Origin of the sequence: Alteromonas sp. BZK5 (assembly GCF_014349115.1) — a bacterium.
GTDB lineage: Bacteria > Pseudomonadota > Gammaproteobacteria > Enterobacterales > Alteromonadaceae > Alteromonas > Alteromonas macleodii.
In genome coordinates this window covers 34,255-55,650 of the sequence record NZ_JACSOE010000026.1, presented here as the reverse complement: position 1 = coordinate 55,650, position 21,396 = coordinate 34,255, and the positions used below count along the sequence as shown (strand labels likewise).

The 21,396-nt window shown below is 45.3% G+C and carries 17 protein-coding genes; 2 read left to right on the top strand and 15 right to left on the bottom strand.

Annotation, left to right across the window (positions count from 1 at the left end; genetic code table 11):
• Window positions 1-106: 106 nt before the first annotated feature.
• The 7 genes from BIZ39_RS09940 to BIZ39_RS09910 all read right to left on the bottom strand — a co-directional run bounded on the left by BIZ39_RS09940 (window position 107) and on the right by BIZ39_RS09910 (window position 6,230).
• Window positions 107-550: a helix-turn-helix domain-containing protein gene (locus BIZ39_RS09940; RefSeq protein WP_014950967.1), complete on the bottom strand. Its 444-nt coding sequence runs from the start codon at window positions 548-550 to the stop codon at window positions 107-109.
• Between the two features lie 9 nt (window positions 551-559).
• Window positions 560-901 carry a DUF4258 domain-containing protein gene (locus BIZ39_RS09935; RefSeq protein WP_061096005.1) on the bottom strand — a complete coding sequence of 114 codons (342 nt, stop codon included), beginning with the start codon at window positions 899-901 and terminating at the stop codon, window positions 560-562.
• Between the two features lie 131 nt (window positions 902-1,032).
• Window positions 1,033-2,034 (bottom strand): RimK family alpha-L-glutamate ligase, encoded by a 1,002-nt coding sequence (locus BIZ39_RS09930; protein ID WP_014977571.1) that lies wholly within the window; start codon window positions 2,032-2,034, stop codon window positions 1,033-1,035.
• Window positions 2,035-2,144: 110 nt separating this feature from the next.
• The gene (locus tag BIZ39_RS09925) at window positions 2,145-2,351 is read right to left on the bottom strand and encodes a hypothetical protein (RefSeq protein ID WP_014977570.1); all 207 of its coding nucleotides are present in this window, start codon (window positions 2,349-2,351) and stop codon (window positions 2,145-2,147) included.
• Window positions 2,352-2,398: 47 nt separating this feature from the next.
• The gene (locus tag BIZ39_RS09920) at window positions 2,399-2,710 is read right to left on the bottom strand and encodes a helix-turn-helix domain-containing protein (protein ID WP_014950963.1); all 312 of its coding nucleotides are present in this window, start codon (window positions 2,708-2,710) and stop codon (window positions 2,399-2,401) included.
• Entirely contained in the window at window positions 2,707-4,974 is a 2,268-nt protein-coding gene (locus BIZ39_RS09915) for a peptidase domain-containing ABC transporter (RefSeq protein ID WP_187446886.1), read from the bottom strand. The genes BIZ39_RS09920 and BIZ39_RS09915 overlap by 4 nt, the downstream gene beginning before the upstream one ends.
• A gap of 2 nt (window positions 4,975-4,976) precedes the next feature.
• Complete coding sequence (locus BIZ39_RS09910; RefSeq protein WP_187446885.1) at window positions 4,977-6,230, bottom strand: HlyD family secretion protein; 1,254 nt, start codon at window positions 6,228-6,230, stop codon at window positions 4,977-4,979.
• Window positions 6,231-6,641: 411 nt separating this feature from the next.
• Here BIZ39_RS09910 and BIZ39_RS09905 point away from each other — a divergent pair, with 411 nt between their 5' ends.
• A complete protein-coding gene (locus tag BIZ39_RS09905) occupies window positions 6,642-8,186 on the top strand; it encodes a hydroxymethylglutaryl-CoA reductase (protein ID WP_039226763.1) in 1,545 nt (514 codons plus the stop codon).
• A 38-nt stretch (window positions 8,187-8,224) separates the two neighbouring features.
• On the opposite strand, the gene BIZ39_RS09900 is transcribed toward BIZ39_RS09905, so the two are convergent.
• The 8 genes from BIZ39_RS09900 to BIZ39_RS09865 form a co-directional block, all read right to left on the bottom strand.
• Window positions 8,225-9,175 (bottom strand): VWA domain-containing protein, encoded by a 951-nt coding sequence (locus BIZ39_RS09900; RefSeq protein ID WP_187446884.1) that lies wholly within the window; start codon window positions 9,173-9,175, stop codon window positions 8,225-8,227.
• The gene (locus BIZ39_RS09895; protein ID WP_187446883.1) at window positions 9,175-10,233 is read right to left on the bottom strand and encodes a VWA domain-containing protein; all 1,059 of its coding nucleotides are present in this window, start codon (window positions 10,231-10,233) and stop codon (window positions 9,175-9,177) included. Before BIZ39_RS09895 ends, BIZ39_RS09900 begins: the two co-directional genes overlap by 1 nt.
• A gap of 15 nt (window positions 10,234-10,248) precedes the next feature.
• Window positions 10,249-11,019, bottom strand: a complete 771-nt coding sequence (locus tag BIZ39_RS09890; protein WP_014977564.1) for a MotA/TolQ/ExbB proton channel family protein — start codon at window positions 11,017-11,019, stop codon at window positions 10,249-10,251.
• Between the two features lie 125 nt (window positions 11,020-11,144).
• Window positions 11,145-13,127 carry an SUMF1/EgtB/PvdO family nonheme iron enzyme gene (locus BIZ39_RS09885; protein ID WP_168463403.1) on the bottom strand — a complete coding sequence of 661 codons (1,983 nt, stop codon included), beginning with the start codon at window positions 13,125-13,127 and terminating at the stop codon, window positions 11,145-11,147.
• Window positions 13,128-13,138: 11 nt separating this feature from the next.
• Window positions 13,139-14,587 carry a hypothetical protein gene (locus BIZ39_RS09880; RefSeq protein ID WP_069945062.1) on the bottom strand — a complete coding sequence of 483 codons (1,449 nt, stop codon included), beginning with the start codon at window positions 14,585-14,587 and terminating at the stop codon, window positions 13,139-13,141.
• A gap of 77 nt (window positions 14,588-14,664) precedes the next feature.
• Window positions 14,665-15,921, bottom strand: coding sequence for a hypothetical protein (locus BIZ39_RS09875; RefSeq protein ID WP_014950954.1), 1,257 nt, complete (start codon window positions 15,919-15,921; stop codon window positions 14,665-14,667).
• A 22-nt stretch (window positions 15,922-15,943) separates the two neighbouring features.
• Window positions 15,944-16,489 carry a hypothetical protein gene (locus BIZ39_RS09870; RefSeq protein ID WP_187446882.1) on the bottom strand — a complete coding sequence of 182 codons (546 nt, stop codon included), beginning with the start codon at window positions 16,487-16,489 and terminating at the stop codon, window positions 15,944-15,946.
• A 237-nt stretch (window positions 16,490-16,726) separates the two neighbouring features.
• The gene (locus BIZ39_RS09865; RefSeq protein ID WP_187446881.1) at window positions 16,727-20,062 is read right to left on the bottom strand and encodes an amidohydrolase family protein; all 3,336 of its coding nucleotides are present in this window, start codon (window positions 20,060-20,062) and stop codon (window positions 16,727-16,729) included.
• 170 nt (window positions 20,063-20,232) lie between these two features.
• On the opposite strand from BIZ39_RS09865, the gene BIZ39_RS09860 reads away from it, so the two are divergent.
• The gene (locus tag BIZ39_RS09860) at window positions 20,233-21,363 is read left to right on the top strand and encodes a PepSY-associated TM helix domain-containing protein (RefSeq protein WP_187446880.1); all 1,131 of its coding nucleotides are present in this window, start codon (window positions 20,233-20,235) and stop codon (window positions 21,361-21,363) included.
• The last annotated feature ends 33 nt before the right edge of the window (window positions 21,364-21,396 follow it).

Below are 21,396 nucleotides of genomic sequence, written 5' to 3'. Positions count from 1 at the left end.
ATCCGATACCAGAGACTGATATCGGATTTTGAAGCCTTAAAAAGATCGGTCAACCGATCATGAAAATTTTCTTAACTGATCGGCATTAGACGTTAAGTCGGCTTTTTTACCATTCTACTTTTTCCCAATGGTCTTCGACTTCTTCAAGACGAATTATTTTTGCAGCTTCTTCCGCTTGGGTATTTGCTAGTAAATCAAGAAAGTAACTTACGGGATTATTCTTCTCTTGGCTTTCCATGTATAAGGCTCTTAAGGCAGCATCTGTTGTCCGTGGAATTTTTGTTTGACCTTTCTCATAACGCGCAATGGTCTGTTCATCAACACCGAAACGATTCGCCAGCATTTTTTGAGAAACATTTAGTTCTACACGTAAGAATTTAAACTCATCATGAGCAAGAGGCTTGTTGGTATTAACAATTGTCTGTGCTATCGCACTATGAAGACCGTTCATATCGTCAATGCTTGTATATTCTTCACCGTCTACAACTTCAACGGTAACACCGTTTTTCAGGTATACATTTGATAACCCGCTTTCAGTGTAATGGTACATTTTACCCTCTCAACTTATCCATACAGTAATTAGAAATGACATTGGACTATCATGATGATTTTTAAGTGCAACAGTGAGTTCGATAACTTTGCCCGCAGCTAAACCTTTCAAATTAAATTTCCAATCTCCAGAAATATCAAGATATGGCCCCTCTCTAAATACTGAGTGCTTACTTTTTAATAAAGTGATCACCTGACCTGTAGTGATTCCTCGCTCATGCATGCGCTGTTTAACATGTTTAGTCCACCGAATCCGGTGAGTATAGTTTTCTGCGAGGTCATTCATTATTTTTCTGGCAGTTTCCTCTGTAAGAGGGAATTCATTAATTCCTTGGGGATTGTGATTAGCCATGAATGCCTTTTGAAATTCATCCTATCATATTGATAGGTTGTTGGGGTATTGTCAATGATTACGTAAAGGCTTCTAAACAATCGCAAATTTGTTTTGGAAACCCAATTAGCCTCTAAACGTCCTGCTTGCTACTACGAAGTCTTCACCAGCAGTGCTACCAATTTTTCTGTTATATCTAGACCGGTATCGTTCTCTACTTTTAGGAAGTAAGGGCTGGGGTTGGCCTCTAGAAAAAAGTATTTTCCCTTCGCACTTTTACGCCAGTCGATAGCACACCAGTGCATACCTAATGCTTTGCATATTTTGATAGCTAACTGCTTAACGTCGCTGGGGACTAGGATCACCGATACGCTCGCATTGTCGTCATTCCTGTAATCTAATTCACTTGAGTCGATTTGTACGCTGAGTACGTCATTGCCAAGCACATAGCTTCGTACATTCACGCCTGCAATATATTTTTGAAAGGTAACAGGGCGTTCACCTAAAAGCGCATTGAGTAACGGGCGCATGTTTGGTTGTTTATTCACAAACTGCGCAGTTCGACCGCCGCGTACGGGCTTGTAAATAACGTCTCGCATATTGTTACAAAACTGCGAAGCAACCTCGGGTGCATTGCCAACAAAGGTGTAGGGAATATGTGCTCCTAGTTTGCCAGCAATACGCGATTGATAAGGTTTACACTGGTGGCTTCGAACAGCGTCGATAGAGTTCACCCATTTAATGTCGCTATAGCTGAACCAGCAAAGTAGCGTACTTGCTCGCTCCTGCTCAACCCACCCTGCGTTTTCTAGCAAAGTAGATTCACCATCATGAGGTCTATCACCTTGTGTTTGAGCATCTGCACTGGCATCGTTTTTAGCATTATCACGAGGGGCTTTTAGCGGTATGCCAGGTAGGTACTCATGCCAATAAGCGGCCTGGGTATTCGAGAACGTAACTCTAGGTTGGTCGCAAAGTGAAGGCGAATTGAAATGAATTAGCCCGTCATCGAAGTCAGGGTCATAGCTGATCTTCCAAGTAGAACCAAAATGTTGCGTATTGGCGAAATAAAAGGGCGTGTTATTTTGGTGAAGTGCTTTGGCTATATGTTGAATTTGTGGGTCTTGCTCACTGCCTAGTAGTGCGACGTGCATTTGCGTTCCTTGCTAGCGTTTTAAGTGTTCATAGAATCTAGTAGCCCTTAAAGCAACACATGGGATACTGTCTAAACCGTATCCATGTGTTGACTTTGATAAGCGGTAAGTTACGACAAAATATCAGGTAGTTTGCCGCCGCCTTCACCAATAGCCATGGTTATGTAAACGGGCTCTTTAGGTGTTGGACCGACTACCGGCACACTTTCACTTAGGCGAGCTCGTAGTCCGCCGGATACCTCAAATAGCTGAGATTCAGCAACGGTAGCAAGCTTAGTATTTGCTGGTTGGTTCTGAGTTAATGGATGGTTTTTCATAATGTACGCTCCTTGTAGTGGCGTGGTGAGTAATGAAGTGGACACGCTTACAGCGAAGCCACTTCTTGGTAAAGGGTTCTAAAACAGCAGGCAATAAGCACAGAACGGTTGCTAATGTTGAGCTTTTTGTAAATGTTGGCGCAGTGAAATTTGACGGTCCTTTCACTGATGAATAGCTCTGAGGCAATAACCTTATTTGAGCGTCCTTCCATTATTTTGTGTGCAACTTGTAGTTCGCGTTTTGATAAACAGTCAATGGGGATAACGCTGTTCCGGGCGGTAATGCCGTTCGCATCTATTTGCATGCGTTCAGCTGCTGTCATCAATACTGCGGGTTCTCTGATTTCATGTGTTTTCATAGTGTTTCTCCGTGTTTACCTGATGTTGCGCTTCCTGTTACTTCAGTGGGAGGGCATAGATGTAAGTTGCCGTTTTCCAGACGATAAACCTTGTCTGCCATGGCAATTGATTGAGGCCGATGTGCCACAATAATTCGCGTCATATTTAGAGACTTAAGGTGATGATTTATCTGAGCCTCGTTTTCCATATCTAGGTGACTGCTTGCTTCGTCTAAAAATAAAATGTCTGGCTCTTGGTAAAGCGCTCTTGCAAGAAGCAGACGCTGTTTTTGACCACCACTTAAGCTGCTACCCATATCACCGACCAAGGAGTGGTATTGCATAGGCATCTGCATGATGTCTTCATGGATACAGGCAAGCTGAGCGACGTAAACCATTTTCTTGAGGTCGGGAGCTTCTTCAAAACAACAGATATTTTGCGCGATGGTGCCGCTTAAACAGGTATCCTCCTGAAGCACTGACGCGATGACTGGGTTTGTAGAGCTTGGGTGTTCGATATTGCCTTCAGAAACAGGGTACAGTCCCATCAGGCACTTAAGCATTGTGCTTTTTCCACAGCCGCTATCGCCAGTGATTGCGACGATCTCTCCGCTATGTACCGAGAAGATTAGATTTTTAAACACCCATGCATTGGTTTCACTGTAGCGATAACTGAGCGCCGTCGCTTTAAGCGCTATAGGGCGAGTTTTGGCATCAAGAAGCGAGGGCGTACTTGCGCCATCAGGCGTTAAAACGTTAGGTGCAAGTGAGTTGGACGTGGATGAGTTGGGAACGTCTGCATTGCTAAAATGAACGCTTTGTTTTTCAAATGTATCGTCCTTAGTTTTTAACGACAGAGGCTTCTGTTGTGATGATGTAAGTAAAATGTCGCTTAAGCGGTTGAAGTGAACACCTAACATACTAAGCTCAATCAGCTTGTTAACTACGCCATCTAATGCGCTGACAAAGCGAGCTTTGTACGCCATAAATGCCAGCAGCATCCCTATCGAAAGGGTTCCTTCCATAACCAGGCTGGCACCAATATACACAACGACCAAATTTTCAGCGCCAAACAATAGCTGATTGGTCAGTGCGCTGCCTATGTTGATCTTTCCAAGAGTGATGTCTTTGTTTAGCGTGGCGACAAGCTTGTTTTGCCACTGTCCGTGGCGCTGTACTTCTTGGCTGTATACGCGAATAGGTAGGATAGCGCGTACGCTTTCCATAAAGTGACTTTGTTCTAATGCTGCAAGCGCAATGCGTTCAGTGGTAAGACGTTTAATAAACGGCAGCAGTCCAAGACGAACGGCGAGGTAGGCAAGCATGATTGCCACTACAACCAGAGTGAGTTTGGGCGAATATAAAATCATTACTGCTAGTGTGATCACTGCCATGAGCCCGTCTAACAGCGCAGTAACCAGGCCGGTGGTTAGGAACTCACGAATACTCGCCAGTGAGCCAAAGCGGGATACCACATCGCCAATATGTCGCTTGTCGAAGTAGTCCAAGGGAAGCGATAATAAGTGCTTAAATACCGACGCCGACATTTGAAGCTGAAGGCGAGACGACACCGACAGAATAACGAACTTTCTTATCCCGCTAGTAAAAGTTTCTATTATTAGTAGCAGGGCAAACCCTATTGCCAGCGCTTTCAGTAATGCATCGTTGTTGTAAATCAATACATCATCTACGACTGTTTGCATGTAATAGGGTGAAGCAAGTGCAAATAACTGCAACACAATCGATAACGCAAAAAGGGTTAGAAGATTGCGCTTAAATCCTGTTGTTCGAGTGAAGAATTGACTAAGACCCAAACGTGGCGCGGACTTCTTGGGACTAAATGTGTCGCTAGGCGTGACTTCAAGTGCAATACCGGTAATGTACTTCGACGCCTCAGAATAAGTGAGTTTTCTTTCTCCAAGCGCGGGGTCGTGAATGGTAAGGGTTTTTCCCTTCACTTTAGTTAATACAACAAAGTGATTCATGTTCCAATGTAGAATTGCAGGGCAAGATAATTGCGCTAAGTGCTCCATTTCTATCTTGATGGCGCGGGTTTGGAAACCCAAATCACTGGCAATGTGCATTACGTCTTTTAACGTAGTGCCTCGTAGAGACACAGACATAGTCTGACGTAGAGCATTTAGATCACGTTTATCAGAATAGTACTGCGCAATCATAGTCATACAAGCAAGTCCACACTCAGCTGCTTCGCTTTGTAGTACAACGGGCACACGCTTTTTTGTATAAAGGCTTTGCGTTGAAAGTGGGTGCGTAATGTTCATCATGATTACAGCTTCCCAGTAATGCTATACAGTGGTTCCATTAACCACTCCATCAACGTACGTTGACTTAGATCTACGTCTGCAGAAAATGTCATCCCAGCTTTCAATGAAATATTGTTTCCATAAGCCATAATCTCATCGGTGGTGATCTTTGCAGTAACAAGATAGGCAGGTTCGCTTATTGAAATGGGCACATCCGTAAGCTCACCAGGTAGCACAAGCGAAGGAGAGATTTTTACTATCTCGCCAGACTGCACGCCAAACTTTTGATAGGGAAAAGCGTCATATCGAATATGTAAGGCCTGGCCCTTGCGTAAAAATCCTGCAGAACGCACCGGAACGGCGATGCGCGCTTGAATGTCGGCGTTTTTAGGAAGCAAAGTAAGAAGCGGGCGAGAACTATCAATGGTATATCCCGTCTTTACGTGAAGACCTGATATCACGCCACTATGAGGCGCATAAATTGTTTCCTCTGCGTTACTTTTATGGCTCACGATTTGTTGAGTAAGGTCGCTATAGGTGTTCTCCACGTTCGCGATTTCATTGGCCTGTTGCTGAGGCAAAGTGACAAGCTCATGATTAAGTGCTGTTATCTTTGCCCGTTCGTCATTTTGATCTTTTTGGGCTAACGTGAGTTGTTGCTCAGCGGTTAGTCGTTGGAGAGTACGGTTTTCAAAGTCTGCTTGGCTTAAGTGCCCTTGGCTTAATAAGGTTTGTGCTTTTTCCCACTGCTTAAAAGCCAATGCCCACTGAGCTTGAGACAGTTCAACAATTGCGTTTAAAGCTGATAATGTTTGCTTGGCTTGGACTAGCTGCTCTTCTAATCGTTGTTGCTGTGCATGATGTAACGCGCGAAGGCGTTGAATACTTTGATGCGTTCGACTTTGCTTCGCTTCAAGTTCCATAAGCAGTTGCGTACTAACTCTGTTACCTAATGCATCATCGCTGCTGTAGTTAATCGTTATTAACGGTGTTCCCTTATTAACTAACTGCCCTTCGCTGACTAACACCTCCAGCACTTTTCCACGTCTTGCATCTGCATAAAGCTTAAACACGCCGTGGCTTGGTTCTAGCCATCCACTTACTGACGTCTTGCGTGAATAGCTCTCGGTATTTAAATAAATTATGAGCGCCACAATCCAAACAACAAGCAATCCTGCAATGGCAGAATAAACAGGCTGCGGTGTCATCAAAAAACGCCCTTCAACTGCATTTGATTGCTCATCAATGACTTCCTTTCTAAACAGCCCTGTTCTCATTTCCATTCCTTGTGTTATTGACTTTTTTGTATTTATCTCGCTTTGGTTAAACCACGTTAAAGGTATCTGGCTGCCACTTCCGTTTAGGCTTTTTCTCCTTGGCATCACAGTCCATGACGCCTCCGTTTTGTTACTACCAGACACCTTGTGGTCAACATTACTGCGGTGACGGTGTTCACTTTAGGTGGGTTGGGAACTTGATGAATTACTGCTAAGGTCTATATTTCAGTAGCACACGGTTTCACTGGTGTTGGCGCATTTTTGAAAGCGGCTGGCTCAAATTTAGAAGTGATTCAGACACAAATAATTGCCAGTAAAATACAAAGAAGTCATAGAGCTGTATAAAGAATGTGCTATAAAAAACAAAGGAATATGAAAATAACACGGTAAAAACACACAGAAGGAAGCCTCATGTTTGTGCCCAGCATACTTTTAAAGCAACTCTATACACGCGCAAGTCTTACGAAGACAGATAAAGGCTTATCTTTTTCTCTGAAAAACAGATTGAAAGACGCAACCATTAAAGAAGTAAAGTGGATATCTCTTGATGGCGAAAAAATTCCAGAGCATAAAATTTCACTCCAGTTAACTCCCGACTCCAGTATTTCCGTAGAAGCATTAAATAAATCAGACGGAGAGCCCTTTGGCTTGCGTCAAACCATTACCGTGCATTTAGATATTGATGAAGCGCCGTGCCCAGAAAAGCGAAAACTGGGTATTTGCTTTTCTGCTTCGCCTTTTGGAAAGCTTAAATTTGAAGTGGAAGACAATATTACTGCGCCAGGACAACGCAGCGCTTTTATTCCTCGTGACGACATGGATGACTACGGCGAAAGTATTATAAAAACACGCCAAGAATATTTCGAAAGCGCCACCGGAAAGAAAATTGATCACGTAGGTAAGTACTCAATCGATCCGCAAGCACTTAAGGGGAATATTGAGCATTTTATTGGCGTGGCGCAGGTTCCTATCGGTATTGCAGGGCCGTTGAAGATAAACGGAGAGCATGCACAAGGGGAGTTTGTCGTGCCGTTAGCGACAACCGAAGGTACGCTGGTGGCATCGTATAACCGAGGCATGAAGCTGCTTAACATGAGCGGTGGCGTAACGGCAACGGTCGTCGACGATGCTATGCAGCGAGCCCCTGTATTTATTTTTGAAAATGCACGGGGTGCCCGAGATTTCGTTAAGTGGATTAAAGCAAACTTTGAGAAGATTAAAGAAGAAGCAGAAGCGACCTCAAGTATTGCTAAGCTGACGTATATCGACCATTTCCTATCGAACAAATTTGCGTTTTTGCGTTTTAACTTTAAGACCGGTGACGCAGCGGGTCAAAACATGGTTGGCCGTGCTACCTTCGCAGCATGCGGGTGGATACTCGATCATTATGAGGGGATAGAGAATTTCTACCTTGAGTCTAACTTTGCTACAGACAAAAAGGCCTCACAAATAAATATTATGCGTACCCGTGGTAAACGGGTGACAGCTGAAGCCACTATTAAACGCGAACATTTATTAGAAGTAATGCGCGTAGACCCCAAACAGATAGATTATCACGGCCGTGTAGCTGGCGTAGGATCTTTCTTGTCCGGTGTGAATAACACGGGTCTGCATTCACCAAACGGTATTACTGCTATGTTTATCGCCACAGGGCAGGATGTTGCAAATGTATCTGAATCGTCGGCGGCAATGATGTATTCAGAATTAACAGACGACGGTGACCTGTACGTGTCTATTACCATTCCATCGCTCATCGTAGCGACGTATGGCGGTGGTACAGGAATAGGTACACAGCGCGAGTGCTTAGAGTTGCTGGATTGCTACGGGCGAGATCGCGTGTATAAATTTGCAGAAATTGTGGCGTCTGTGGTGTTGGCTGGAGAGATATCACTAGCATCAGCCATAAGTTCGTCAGACTGGGTGTCGTCACACGAACAGTATGGCCGAAACAGATAAAACCTTGGCCAACGAGGCGATTCATCGGCCAATAGAGACTAAAAATATTGGCCGATGAAAGCGCCTCGGTTTCGCTTCGCTACCGCCTGCATAAATGCACTAAAGCGCTGTGCGTTTCCATTACTTCGGCTAAAGCCTACGCCGTGTATACGAATAACAGGCTGTCCATTGGCACCTTGGTTAGCTTGGGTAATCTGACTTACAATCTGATCTAAATTCGGCCTTTGATAATCATCACCAAACACGTAAAGACTCACGCGCCCTTTGGTGTTTTTATACAGCTTGATGGCTTTAAGGATCCCCGCTTCAGGCTGACTCGCCCCTCCTTTAAAGCTCTTCATTTGGCTCATTGCGGTATCTCTCATTGTTTGTCTGTCATCTAGCCATTGCCCAGCTCTACTGGAAAACATAAAGCTTCCGTCAGCAGACATAATCTGAAAACCTTTCATTTTAGGATGGTTTTTTAAAATGTCGTTTACGATGGTGATCACGCGATTCCAACCACTGCCAGAGGACATGGAACCCGAGTTATCGATAGCAAAAATAACGTACTCAGCATCGGTGGGAATTCCACCAACATCATCGTCAGGCGTATCTGTCGGATTCGGCGTATTTAACATAGCGGTTGCTTGGCGTATTTCGTTACGCAGCGACGAAGCTTTGTCCTTCAGTTGATTAATGGTTTGTTGTGCGCGTGGTATCGATGAGTCTAAATTGTCTTTCTGTTCCGTGACGGAAGCGGTTTTGCTTTGTGCTGCTTTCAGTTCTTGTAGCTTATCTGACAGTGCGCCTTTGAGCGTTTCAACATCAACTTGAGCCTGTAATACCTGGTCAATAAGAACGCTTACGTTACTAGGGCCGCGCTCGCTGTCTTCAGTACCATTTTTGGCCAGAAGCACCAGCATGACTACGGCGCCGAAAGCACAGGAAATTATGTCGAGAAAGGCAATGTTGAATACCTCAACGGGAGCTCGTTGAATTTTGCGCATTAAGGCCACTCCGGAGCAGGTGATAGGAAAGTGCCGCTTGTTGCGCGGGTCCATTCCCAGTACATAGGTGAAGCAAAAGGATCGCCCTCAATGGGCAGCAAAATCACATTGTAATGCACGCCTTTCTTAGCGCGCTTAACGGTTTCAACAAATAAGGTCTTACGGCAATCTGATGAAATTGATTTTTTACTACTAATGAAGCTTTTGCAGCTCATAGGTAGTCCGTCACCCAAGGTAGGAAGGCCATCGGTGACAATATACACATCGGTGATGTTTGGGTTAGCCTTAAATAAAATGCTTAAACCTTCTTGAAGGTTTGTTCCTCCATTGGGGACGACGGCACCGAGGTCTTTAACTATGGCGTTCATCGAGCCGCTGACTTTGGCACTATTTACATCACGAAGGCCTAGTGTGGTAGCGGTGTCTGAAAAAGTCACTACGGTGACTCTTGATTCTAAAGGGACTCGCGCGAGCATCCATTGAGCTACCCGTTTGGTGCGTATCCACTTCGGCGTAGAGACCTTCTGGTTATCACTCAACGCTAACTTGCCTAAAATATCCACCAAGTTATCGCCCATCATTGACGCACTTTTGTCAATTAGCAGACCTATTTCCGGGCCTTCTATTTTCATGCCAGTGATGTAATTCTGTTCGCCGGTACCTTGCATTTGAATGTTGGCTGACTTTTCTACTTCTTTAGACAATGCGGCTAGCTGGTTTTCAAGATCAGCCACTACTGCCATTTCTGTAGAGATATCTTGCAGTAGTTTTGACTGGTCTTGCGTTGTATCTGCTTGCGCTTGCTGAGCATCGTCTTGTTTCGCTGACTCAAGGGCAATTTTATCGTTTAACTCGTCAATCGACTTTTTGAGTTTTTGTTGTTCTTGCTCTGCTGCGGCGAGTTCCTGCTCTAATTTTTCTTTCTCTTCAGTTGGTGTAGGTGTAAACGCTTTAAAGTCGACCAGAATGAAAATAAGAATAACCGCGCCAAGGCCACAGGCCATAACGTCTAAAAACGCCAGGTTAAATCCGTCTTCGGCTTTACGCACTTTAGGCATTACTGTCTCGCCTAATTAGTTGTGAAGGTGTGACAGAAGGTGGTGTTCACAAGACTCTTGTGTGCGAATTACCATAGTGTCTTGGCGACCATTTAACAGGTGCATTAACAACATTAGAATAAGCGATATAAAAAGCGCGACGAGCGTAGAGTTGAACGCAACGCCCAGCGAAGCCGTCATTCCCGCGATATCACCATCCAGGGCTGCGTCTGCTTGCGCAAGGGCTGCGCCAATACCGCGAACAGTGCCAACGAAACCAATCGAAGGAATAGCCCAGATTATGTAGCGAATCACGTTATTACCACTTTCAAGCTGGGCAGCAATATTTTCTACCGAAGCGTGGATTGCATCGGCAGCATGCTGCACGTTCTGTGTGTTTTTAAAGCGTCTAATGCAGTTTATCCACGTGCTGTATGCGGGGGTGTCGCTATAAGATGAAGACGAAAGCTCATCTAACGCTTTATCTACATTTAGTGGCGTATCTTTGTTGTGCTCAGGCAGTAAGTCTCGTGAGTAAATCTCTTCTTCATCCAGCAGCTTCCAAAGTTTGTAAACCATTAGGAAAATGCAAAACAGCATCAGCGAGATACAAACCTGTTGCTCGATATCTTTAAGAATAACCCAGAAAGAGGATAGGGACGCTGTGCCAGCCGTTGCCATGACTTTTTCGGCCGCGGGGCGAATGACACCGGCAAATAGGAAATGTACCAAGGCAAATATAAATAGAAAGACCCCGCCACTTACAAGAAAGCTGGGGTTCATTGACAACGTATTCTCTTTATTCATCATCATTCCTTGATAGTTAAATGTTAGTTGGAAAGTCTTGCGGCGAATCTAACGATACAAAGTACGCACTTGCGGTGCCCGCAATGGCCAACAATACTGCAGCAATGATCAGTTTCTTTTTCATATTAATTCTCGTATCTCGCTATGCGAAAGCCTATATCGTCAGCAGGTTCAGTCTCACCGCTGCGCGCGCTTGCGCGAATATTTTTAAGCCGACCCGTTTGAAACGACGCGCCTTTTACTACGTGTTTACCTTGTCCAACAGGGCCTAGGTAGTCGTCAAAAGTACCAGACTGGTTTGATGGTGAATTCTGGTAAACATCGTGGACCCACTCACGCACATTGCCATCTAAATCGTAGAATCCACCGCGTTCAGCTTTGAACGAACCAACAGGGGCTTTGTCGACAAATCCGTCATCGTAGTCTTTTAAAATGAAGGTCTGTTTCCCACTTAGCGATGCATCAGCGAAGTTACCTTGTTTATCGCGAAGCCTAAACTGATTACCCCAAACAAAGATTGTTGGTGATGCTCGGCGATTCATTTTTGCAACGAATTCCCACTCGGCTTCCGTAGGTAAACGATAGCCTTTCGAGGTTTTATCAATACCCGTTACTCTGCCATTTTGAACAACATAAAACGGTGTTAGTCCTTCCTTCTCGCTTAGCCAATTTGTAAACGCAACCGCATCACTCCACGAAACATTCGTGATCGGTAGCTTGCTGCTAGGCCCTTTCCCTGCGAACGCGGCGAACTGCGCCTGAGTAACCTCGTGATTAGACATCCAGAATTTACGCGAAAAAGATACGTCTCTTTGCGTTTCATTGCGCTGGCGATCCTTTTCGTTTGCAGGAGAGCCCATAGTGAAGGCTTTGGGTGTAACAAGCGAAAGTTGAATACCCAGTGTATTTGCAAAAAGCGGCTTACCTTCACGCCGTCTTGCTTCAAACTCTGTAAGCATATCAGCGTGTACTTTCACCGGCTTGTTTGCACTAGGTGTAATAGTCTTGGTAACACTGCGATATCCTTCACGTTCGAATGTTACTGTGTGCGGTAAAGCTTGAAGCGTTAAATTAAGCGGCGTTTGACCTTTAGGTGAACCGTCGATGAAAACTTTTGCACTTAACGACGCGCTTATATTCACTTGTCCTCGCTCTTCTTGAAGGTTGAAGGTAAGCGCTTTGTTCTCGCCGGGAGCTAGCGTGATCCGCTGGCTTTGTGAAATGAATCCGGTTTTTTCATACTTGACGATATGTGGCGTATTCGCATCCACACGAGATCTTGTATCAGTCGGTTTATTATTTACTGTAAGTACGCCGCCTTGAGGGTCTGTCGAAACTGTTATCTGTGCTTGAAGGGGTTGAAGGTTATAGTTTCTTGTCGGGTTAGGGCGTTGGCTAGTGACTTCAATGGTGTCTTCCAATGGCTCTAGCCCTGACTTCGTCACGACAATTTCGTACTTACCGCCATTCATATTAATAGAAAGTGGCGTGACACCCATATCTTTACCGTCAAGGGAAACATTGGCACCAGAAGGGCTTGAGTTTATGCTAATTGCGCCCTTAACTGGAGAAAGTGAAATAACTTGTTCAATTTCCTGCGCGATATCTGCATCAAATTGGATCTCACCCGTTTCATAATGCGGATGACTGGCGCTCGCTCTGTAGCTGCCCTTTTTTAATTCCGTTACGTAGGTTCTCGATACCGCTACTTTCTCAGCGTTTAAATGCCAGGTTATTTCACTCAACGAAGGGGAGGTTGATAGGGTGATTTTTGCGGGTAAAGGAACGAGCGTAACATTAATAGTGCTTGGCGAGTTGTTGTTAATAACAACCGTGGCGTCTTGATATTTTGGGGCCGAAACCTGGACTTTGGCATGGCTACCAAACACGTAAAGCTTGTCACTGATGAACATCGCACTACCACTTAAAACAGCAAATTGCGGATTTTGTGCTGCACGTTCTGGAGAAACCGCAAAGGCATAACCTTTGGTTAGAAACAGCCAGCCAAAATAAACAACGAGAACGGCGGCCAGTCCTATTAATGAAGCTATAGCAACGCCCTTTCTTCGCTTCTTTCCTTTGGCAATGGCGTCATCAATACTGCTCACTAGATAGGTCCTTATACTTTTTCAGTACATACAACATGTACTGATAGGTTGGTGTCTGACGGTGAAACAACAATCTCTTGAATGGTTGAGCGATAACCTTCGCGGCTCCCTTCAATGCGATATGTACCAGGTTTCAGCTGAATGGTTTTTGTTTTTACTTCCCCCACGAGGCCTACTCCAAGTACCTTAATATAGGTATCGTTATCCGACGTTATTGTTACGGAACGGGGCTGATTGATATTGTCGATCACTTGCTCAAGTGAAGATATTTGGGCACGCAGTTTTGCGCTCTTTTCTGCATGTGAACCTGCTCGCGCAATGTCTTGCAGGGCTAGATTTCTGACGTTGTTATCCGATAAACGTTCTGGCCGCCTTTGGTAAGCGCTCAAGCTTTTTTCTGCATCGAGTATGGCTTCGGCATTTTGTTTTGCCTCAAGTAAAGCAGGGCTGGCTGGAAAGCTAGCGAGGCCTTTATTAGCTAGCAGCTTTACGGTTTGCCATTCATCTGCGCTGACAAACAAGGCGACTTGATTTTCAATTTTCTGCTGCTCTTGTGAAGCAATTAAAGACGCGAGCTTTTTACTAATGGTGGCAAGCTCACTGCTTGAAGCTTTTAGACTTTTGGCGTCATTGAGGAATTCTGCGGCAGCAGGGTAGTCACCTTGCTCGATAGCTCGATTTGCCTGAGCTAGCAGCGTATCAAATCGGCTGTCTTGCAATTGCCGGTTAATAGCATCAAGTGCTTGCTGTGCGTCTTTACGGGCAGGATCTAACTGTACTATTTTTGCGTACGCTTCGCGCTGTTTGCTGATGTTGTTCTCGACCTTACCAATGCGTGCCTGCTCGTAGGCGTCTTGCACCTCGTCAAATACATCAATGCGTTGCTGCAAAATGTTAGCTTTTTCGAAATCAGGGTTTATCGTTAACGACGTTTTGTTTAGGTTAAACGCGCTTGAAACATTCCCGTTATTGAAGGCAAGGAGGGCGTCTTCATAAGGTTGAGTATAGGCGTTTTCGTAGTCAGTATTTATTGTGTCAACTGAGCTCTTTATATCATCCAGTGCATTTATAACTGCGCTGTAGTTGGACGCGCCATATTCATTAAACGCAGTATTCAACTTGCGCTCAACTTCACTCGCTTTTTCTAAGAACATCTGGGAGTGTGAAACGCGACTAACCAAGTCGTTTACACTTTGTTTTGACTCGCTAAGCGCCATTTGAAGGGCTTTTCGTTCTTCTGCATTAACTTCCACAGCGGGTGTAGCTTTTGCGGTTTGGGGTACTGCTGTTGTGTCATCCGTGGCGTCCGTAACGTTCGATGTGACAGTAGGCATATATGAGATAAGGAGCACGCCTGCGACGCCTATCAACATGACCAGTGAAAAACCGAGCAGTGACTTTTTTATGAGTGCCTTTTTCTTTGCTCTGCTTTGCTCTATTTGTTGCTCAACGCTTGGCATGCGTAACCCTTTACTCTCTAACTTAACAATAGAATAGATATCTTATTTAATGGTTTTGATAACACCAACGACTGGGCTTATAGCGCAGTCATTGGTGTGGATTCCATGTCATAGATATCTTTAAGGCGAGCGCGAAGCTGGTAGTATTGTTCGCTTGCTGTGCCTTGAAGCTCAATTCGTTGATTGTCTATTTCAACAATTTGATCGGCTACCTGAATATCAAGGTTTTGACCCATTTCATCGAATAGATCCCGTTGGGCGTGAAGCTCTTTGTTAGTTTTGATTGCTTCGCTCAGTGTACCAATTGCGGCAATACCAGCACCTGCAGCGGCTACTTGACCAGCCGTTGAGCTAGAGTTAGAGCCTAAAAGCACTGACGCGACTGCGAATAACCCTGCCGTGACTTGTTGTGTGGTGCGCTCTGCTTCAAGTTCTCTGATTTTCTTGGCTTCAGGAAGTGTCTCTTTCTGGTACTTACGGTATGGCTCTTCAGTGGTTACCCAAAAAGAATCATAGGTTTCTTGAAGGCTATCTATAAATTGTTCATCTTTTGCCTGTATGGCGCGCACGCGACGAAGCATTGGATCGCTATCTGAAGGCGCACTTACTAGCTCAATCTCACCTCTTCTGCCTTGAGTAAGGTATTGGCTAAACGACTCAGGGCTATACATTTGTGCGTAGCGCAGGTCTGACACCATTTGCACTTCTTGCTTGTAGGCATCGGATTTCTTTATAAGCAAATCATAAACGAATTTTGCAATTTGCTCGAAAACTGGGCCGTTAGGGTTTTCGCCGCGAGACATGGCATCGCGATACCAGCCTTCACTTACGCGGTATTCAAATTCTTCTTCACCCCATACTGTGTTTTTAGCGTCCATCACTTTCACGCCAATTTCTACAGTTTCAGTATCTGAGTAATTAATTTTGCCCAGCACGTAAACATCGGCAAGTGCAGAAGCATCTGGCGTTACGTTAATGCTGCCGAAAGATTTGGTTTCACCTAGGGCTTCTTTGGTTGCTATCGCAAAGCGGTTAGCTTCTAAGCGACGCACTTGAGGCCAAATCCCTTCCTCTTCTATTTCATCGTAATCGATAGTGCCATCACGTTCTGTAGGAAAGCCCGGGTCAAACACAGGTATGGCAACATCCATATAAATTTCGGAGTTGTAGTTGTAGGTATTTTTTTGCGCGCCTAACGCCTGACCGCCCCCTGGGCCTACCATAGATGGTCCTACACTGGTGACATTAGTCTGCGTTGAGCCACATCCGCTCAAGAGTATAAACGATGCTGTTGCGACCACGGTAAACAGGGCCTTGGGTTTAAATGAAGACATATCCTTTCCTTCCTCTGATTTTTTATTTACAACCGTATTGCTCTTTTAATGCTTGGAAATGCGCCTTTTCAGACTCAGTTGTTGCTCCTTGCAAGCCGGCAATTACGGCGTCACATACCGCTGAACTTCCACCTTTCGCTTGTCCTCCAACAGACTGTTTTGAAGGATCTGAACTTGAAGTGGTTGTTTGTGTATCCGTCGATGATTCTTGAGACGCAGTGCTGCTTTGTGAGCTAGACTGCCCAGCGCCTGCCCCCGAAGATGATGTGCTCGAGGTATTACCCGCACCAGCGCCTTGCCCTGTACCTTGACCCGCCGCGCTAGCTACGCTTTGTGCGCTCGATTGCGCCGCTGAGTTCATGCATTCTTCGCTTTGGTTTAGCGCGCCAAATAAGGAGTCGTCTAACGCTTGTATTTTCTCCGCTTCTGTCATCGTAGATAGATCTTGTTCGCCAAAATCGAGAACGGCGCAATCTTGATAATAGGTAGGGGCTTCGCTCGTTTGAGCGCCAGCTGAAGCAAAAATGAGTGCGTTAAGCAGTAATGCTAGTGGCAAATAATACTGCATGGCAAATAAGTCCTTTTAATCTGATTTGGGGTGGTTCATATATTACCCTCCATCCTTAAAGCAGTTATACCACTCTTTTACTTAAGACTAAACTCAGTTTTAAACATGCACAGGTAAGTTTTCATATTCAGAAAATAAAAAGCCGACGAAACAGGAAGCTTTCGTCGGCTTTAGCGTTGGGTTAATTAAGGCCTACTAGTTTATGCTATTTATTACTACAGGCCTTTGGACGCAGAATTAATGCTCCCAATGATAGTGGTGCGCTTTCGCTTCCACATCATCTGCCGTTTGTTGCGGCATAAAGGTGGCATTGTCTTGTTCAAAGAAGAACGGTTTGCGTTTTTTCTTACTGCCCACTTCGTTCATGGTGGCCGACTCGTATACGCGTCCATTTAGTACAGTGTATTCTACGAATTCACTCTTTCTAATGTCGCTTAATACGTCGCCATCAATCACCACTAGGTCAGCAAGTTTACCTTTTTCGATACTGCCAAGATCTTTGCCCATACCTAGGTGTTTCGCGCCATCAATAGTACCGCCGCGTAGCGCTTCCCAAGGCGTGAAGCCGCCTTGTTCCATGATCCACAGCTCCCAGTGAGCAGCTAAGCCTTCACGCTGTCCGTGAGCACCAATATGTACACTGACCCCATTATCTCGGAGCTCTTTGGCGTAGCTTGCTACGTTTTGGTGGTTGTACTGATTTTCTGGCGCAGTAGGTCTGCGGATCGCACGGCTGTCTAGAATCGTCGACGGGGTATAGCGAAGAAGACGCGGGTTCTTCCACACTTCAGTTTTGTCGTACCAGTACTCTTCACCCATCATGCCGCCGTACGATACAACAAAGGTTGGCGTATAGCCGAACTCCGTGGCTTTCCATAGTTGAGTGACGTCGCTGTAGCCTTTTTCCACAGGAATGCTGTGCTCAAGACCCGTATGGCCATCTACCAACATAGTCAGATTCTGCTGAAGCTTACCGCCTCCTTCAGGCACTACCATCATCTCTTGATTTTTTGCTGCCCACAGCACTTGCTGACGCTGGTCACGACGCGGCTGATTGTAGCTTTTCACTGAAATAGCACCGGCTTCTTTCAAGCGCTCTACGTGGAAATAGGCATCTTCATAATTGTTGATAATCGCTTTGTAACCTAGTCCTTCTGCACCGTATAAAATCGTGCCGGTGGAGTAGATACGTGGCGCAACAATATCGCCTTTACGCTGTAATTCTGCCGCAGCAAAAATTTCTGTCGTGTCGTTTGAAGGATCATGAATGGTTGTTACGCCGAACGACACATTCGAGTACTGACTCCAGTTTTGCTGAGGAATAATCTCATTGCGGCCCTGCGAGCCGTGAGCGTGCGCATCAACAAGCCCTGGGATAATGGTTTTACCCGTTGTGTCTATTTTCATTGCATCATCAGGAATGGTCACATCGCCACGTTTACCCACTGCTTCAATGCGGTTGTCTTTAATCAGCACAACGCCATCTTCAATCACCTCTTGGGTGTTGTCGGCATCGCGCATGGTTACCACTTTACCGCCAACCAAAGCTTTGTAACCAGATGGCTTGTCAGCTTTAGTGGTAAACGACAAATCCATACCTTCAGCTACCGGCTCAGGCAGCGTTTCCGCTGCGCCATCAACAAAGGCAAAGGCTTCATCGAGTGAACGGCTAAATAGCGTAGGGCCGTTAAACCAGCTAAGGGTTCTATTGTCAGGCGACCACGTTAAGTATTCACCTGCACGGCTTGAGAGCTGCGTTACCGGCAGTGAGGTCATGTTCGGGCCTATGGTGATGCGCTTGCCATTTTCGACAAACGGCGCCACGTACGTTTTGAATTGGTAAACAAACGCAACCCATTTCTTATCGTGTGAAAGTTTGTACTCACTTACTTTATCTGCACCGTAAAGGTGAGTTCGCTTGTCGTTACCCTTAAGGTTAACGCTTGAAAGCTGGGTTTCGTAGTAAGCTTCGCCGCCCGCTGATTCGGTGAAATACACTCGGTCGTCGTTACCCGCGAAATGCGCGTTGTAGCCGCCCTCAGAGACTTTTTCTACGGTGTCTTCTTCAAGATCTGCTACGTAAATTCCTGGCTCAACCGAGTATTTGGGGTCTAATAAGTAGCCGCCCGTAAACTTGCGGAAGACGACTTTCTCGCCATCGGCAGAGAACGACGGCTCAATGTAGTGACCTGGCTGCTGGGTAATAACCTTTCCTTTCCCGCCACGAGCAGAAACCACGCGAACGGTGCCTAGGTCTTGGTCATTCCATGTCGTATAAACAATCGACTTTCCGTCGTTAGAGAAGCGCGGATAGTATTCGTCATGGTCGTTTTGTTTCGTTAAACGCTTAATTTTGCCAGATTTAACGTCGCGCACATAAAGTTTACCTAACGCTTGGAAGAGTACGGATTTACCGTTGGGCGACATTTGAGACCAGCGGATCATGCAAACGTCAAATTCATCAGGTGCGACATCTACGTCAAAACGTAACGCATCGGCAAATTTCACCGTGCCTTCAACGGTCACGTCCATGGTGCTGGTGGTTTTACCTTTCACGTTGATAATGTGGAACTTACCGCCTGTCCAATATACGATTTCGCTGCTGTCTGGCATCCAGTCGAAGTAGGCAAAGTAACCTTCCGAACCAAAGCCTTCCTGCATATCTCGCTCTAGTTCTAACGTCAGTGGTGTTTCTACACCTGTCTTGATGTCTTTAATGAAAAGCGCGGTTCTATCTTTAACGCGACGCACAAAAGCGATGTATTTACCGTCAGGTGAAGGCGTAGGAACCACAGCGCCGCCCGTACCGCTAATATAGCGGCTCTCTTCGCCGGTTTCGCGGTCGTAACGAGTGATAGCAAAAATGCCTTCTAACGGGTCGCGGTTATATTCAAAGCGGGCGCCCGGAACCGTATTTTCGGTAAAGTAAATATACTTGCCGTCATGAGAGAATACAGGGTCAGCAATGTTTTGTTGGTCGCGCTTTCCGCTGTTACGAGCTTTAATTTGTAGGCCGTCACCACCTGATTTGTGGTACATCCAAATCTCGCCCGCAGGAATACTACGGCTAGACATGATGCCTTTGGTTACCACTAGGTATTCGCCGTCTGGGCTCCATTTAGGAGAGTGGATAAGATTGCTTTTCTCTTTGGTTACCTGACGAAGATTACTGCCGTCAATGTCCATAACCCATACGTTACTTAACCCATCTTTATCCGAGATAAATGCGATCTGTTTACCGTCTGGAGAAATTGAAGGGTGAATATTCCATGCGAAGTCTTGGGTCAGCGGGGTCGCATCGCCACCACTCATGCTCACTTTGTACAAGTCGCCCAGCATGTCAAAAACCATAAACTCGCCGTTTGGTGCAACGTCTAAGCTAGACCACGTGGTTTCGTTTGTTTTGATAGTGACTTCGTTTAACGCATAAGGTGGGTTGCTGACTTCCCACGTTTCAAGCTCGGATTCTGTTTTTTCTTCACTGTCGTTTTGGGCGTATAAAGTAGGTGCGACGCCCAAGCCCAGGGCGCTTACTAGCGTGATGGCCAGTAAACTTTTCTTTGTCGTTATCATAATTGTGTTTCCAACCGCTTGTTATTTATTTTCTGTCTACATCAGAGTACATGACTTAACATGAAGATACGTACTCTTGAATTGTAAAACTAAGGTTAATCTTACTGCAAAGTAGGATAGATTCATTTAGCTTATGCGATTGTAAGCACGATTTTAGCGTTTAACTTTCATTGACCAATTTTCGAGAATCGTTACTATTCGCGTTTATTTCGCAATTTGTGAGCGCTGTTTTGAAACTTTGGGTACGACGACTGCACCTTCTATTAGCGCTGGTATGTGGGTTATTTATTATTTGCCTTAGCATCACCGGTGCATTGCTAATTTATGCAAAAGATATCCAAACCTTTGTCCAACCAGAGAAGTGGACCATAGAATCTCACGAATCGCCCTTACCCCTTTCTTACATAGTGAATGCGCTGGAAGACGAGACGGGTCAGAAAGTCGAGCTTTTAATGCCCGAGTCAGACCCTGAACTCGCTTGGCAAGGGAAGCTCAACAATGGCGAATACGTAAGCGTAAACCCCAACTCTACCGAAATACTTCATAGATACGATTATTACAGCACGTTTTATGGGTTCACCATGGCTATCCATCGATGGCTGTTGTATCAAGATGGTGACAACGAAAGGCCACTTAGAAATTGGGTGTCTGTTAGTGCCTTAGTTCTACTTCTTGAAGTAATTGTGGGTTTTTACCTTTGGGTAAAGCCAAAAAATAGAATAAAACGCCTTGCGATTAAACGCCGCGCCAAGTTTCGAATTCTCATGTATCAACTTCATACAGTGCTGGGCGTTTATTTGGCTATACCACTAATACTCATCGCTTTTAGTGGCATGGCGTTTAATTGGAAAAGCGCTACGCAGCAGGTGGTGGAAACCGTTACTTTTTCAAAAGTTGAGAAAAGGCCAGTACCTGAACCGTTATCCCACGATGCTAGTAGTGCTTCAGTGGCTATCGATACATCTTATCAAAACGCCATAGCGGTGTTTCCCAATGCGTCACTATTTCGCATTTACTTCCCAAAAAATTCAGGCGAACACATAGGTTTCAGAATGCAAAACCCCGGCGAGTCTCACGCCTACAGCTGGGTTTGGACAAACCCTCAAAATGGAGAAATAACGGGTTATTACGATGCATCAAAAGCGAATGTAGCGACGCAGGTTTGGAACTTCAAATACAAGTTTCACATTGGTGATTTCGCGGGCCCATTGCTTGAATTTATCTGGTTATTAATCGCATTACTCCCTGCGTTTTTTACGACAACAGGGTTTTACTTTTGGTATAAACGCCACTTTAGATAATGAGAATAATTTTCATTATCTTTACATTGTTCT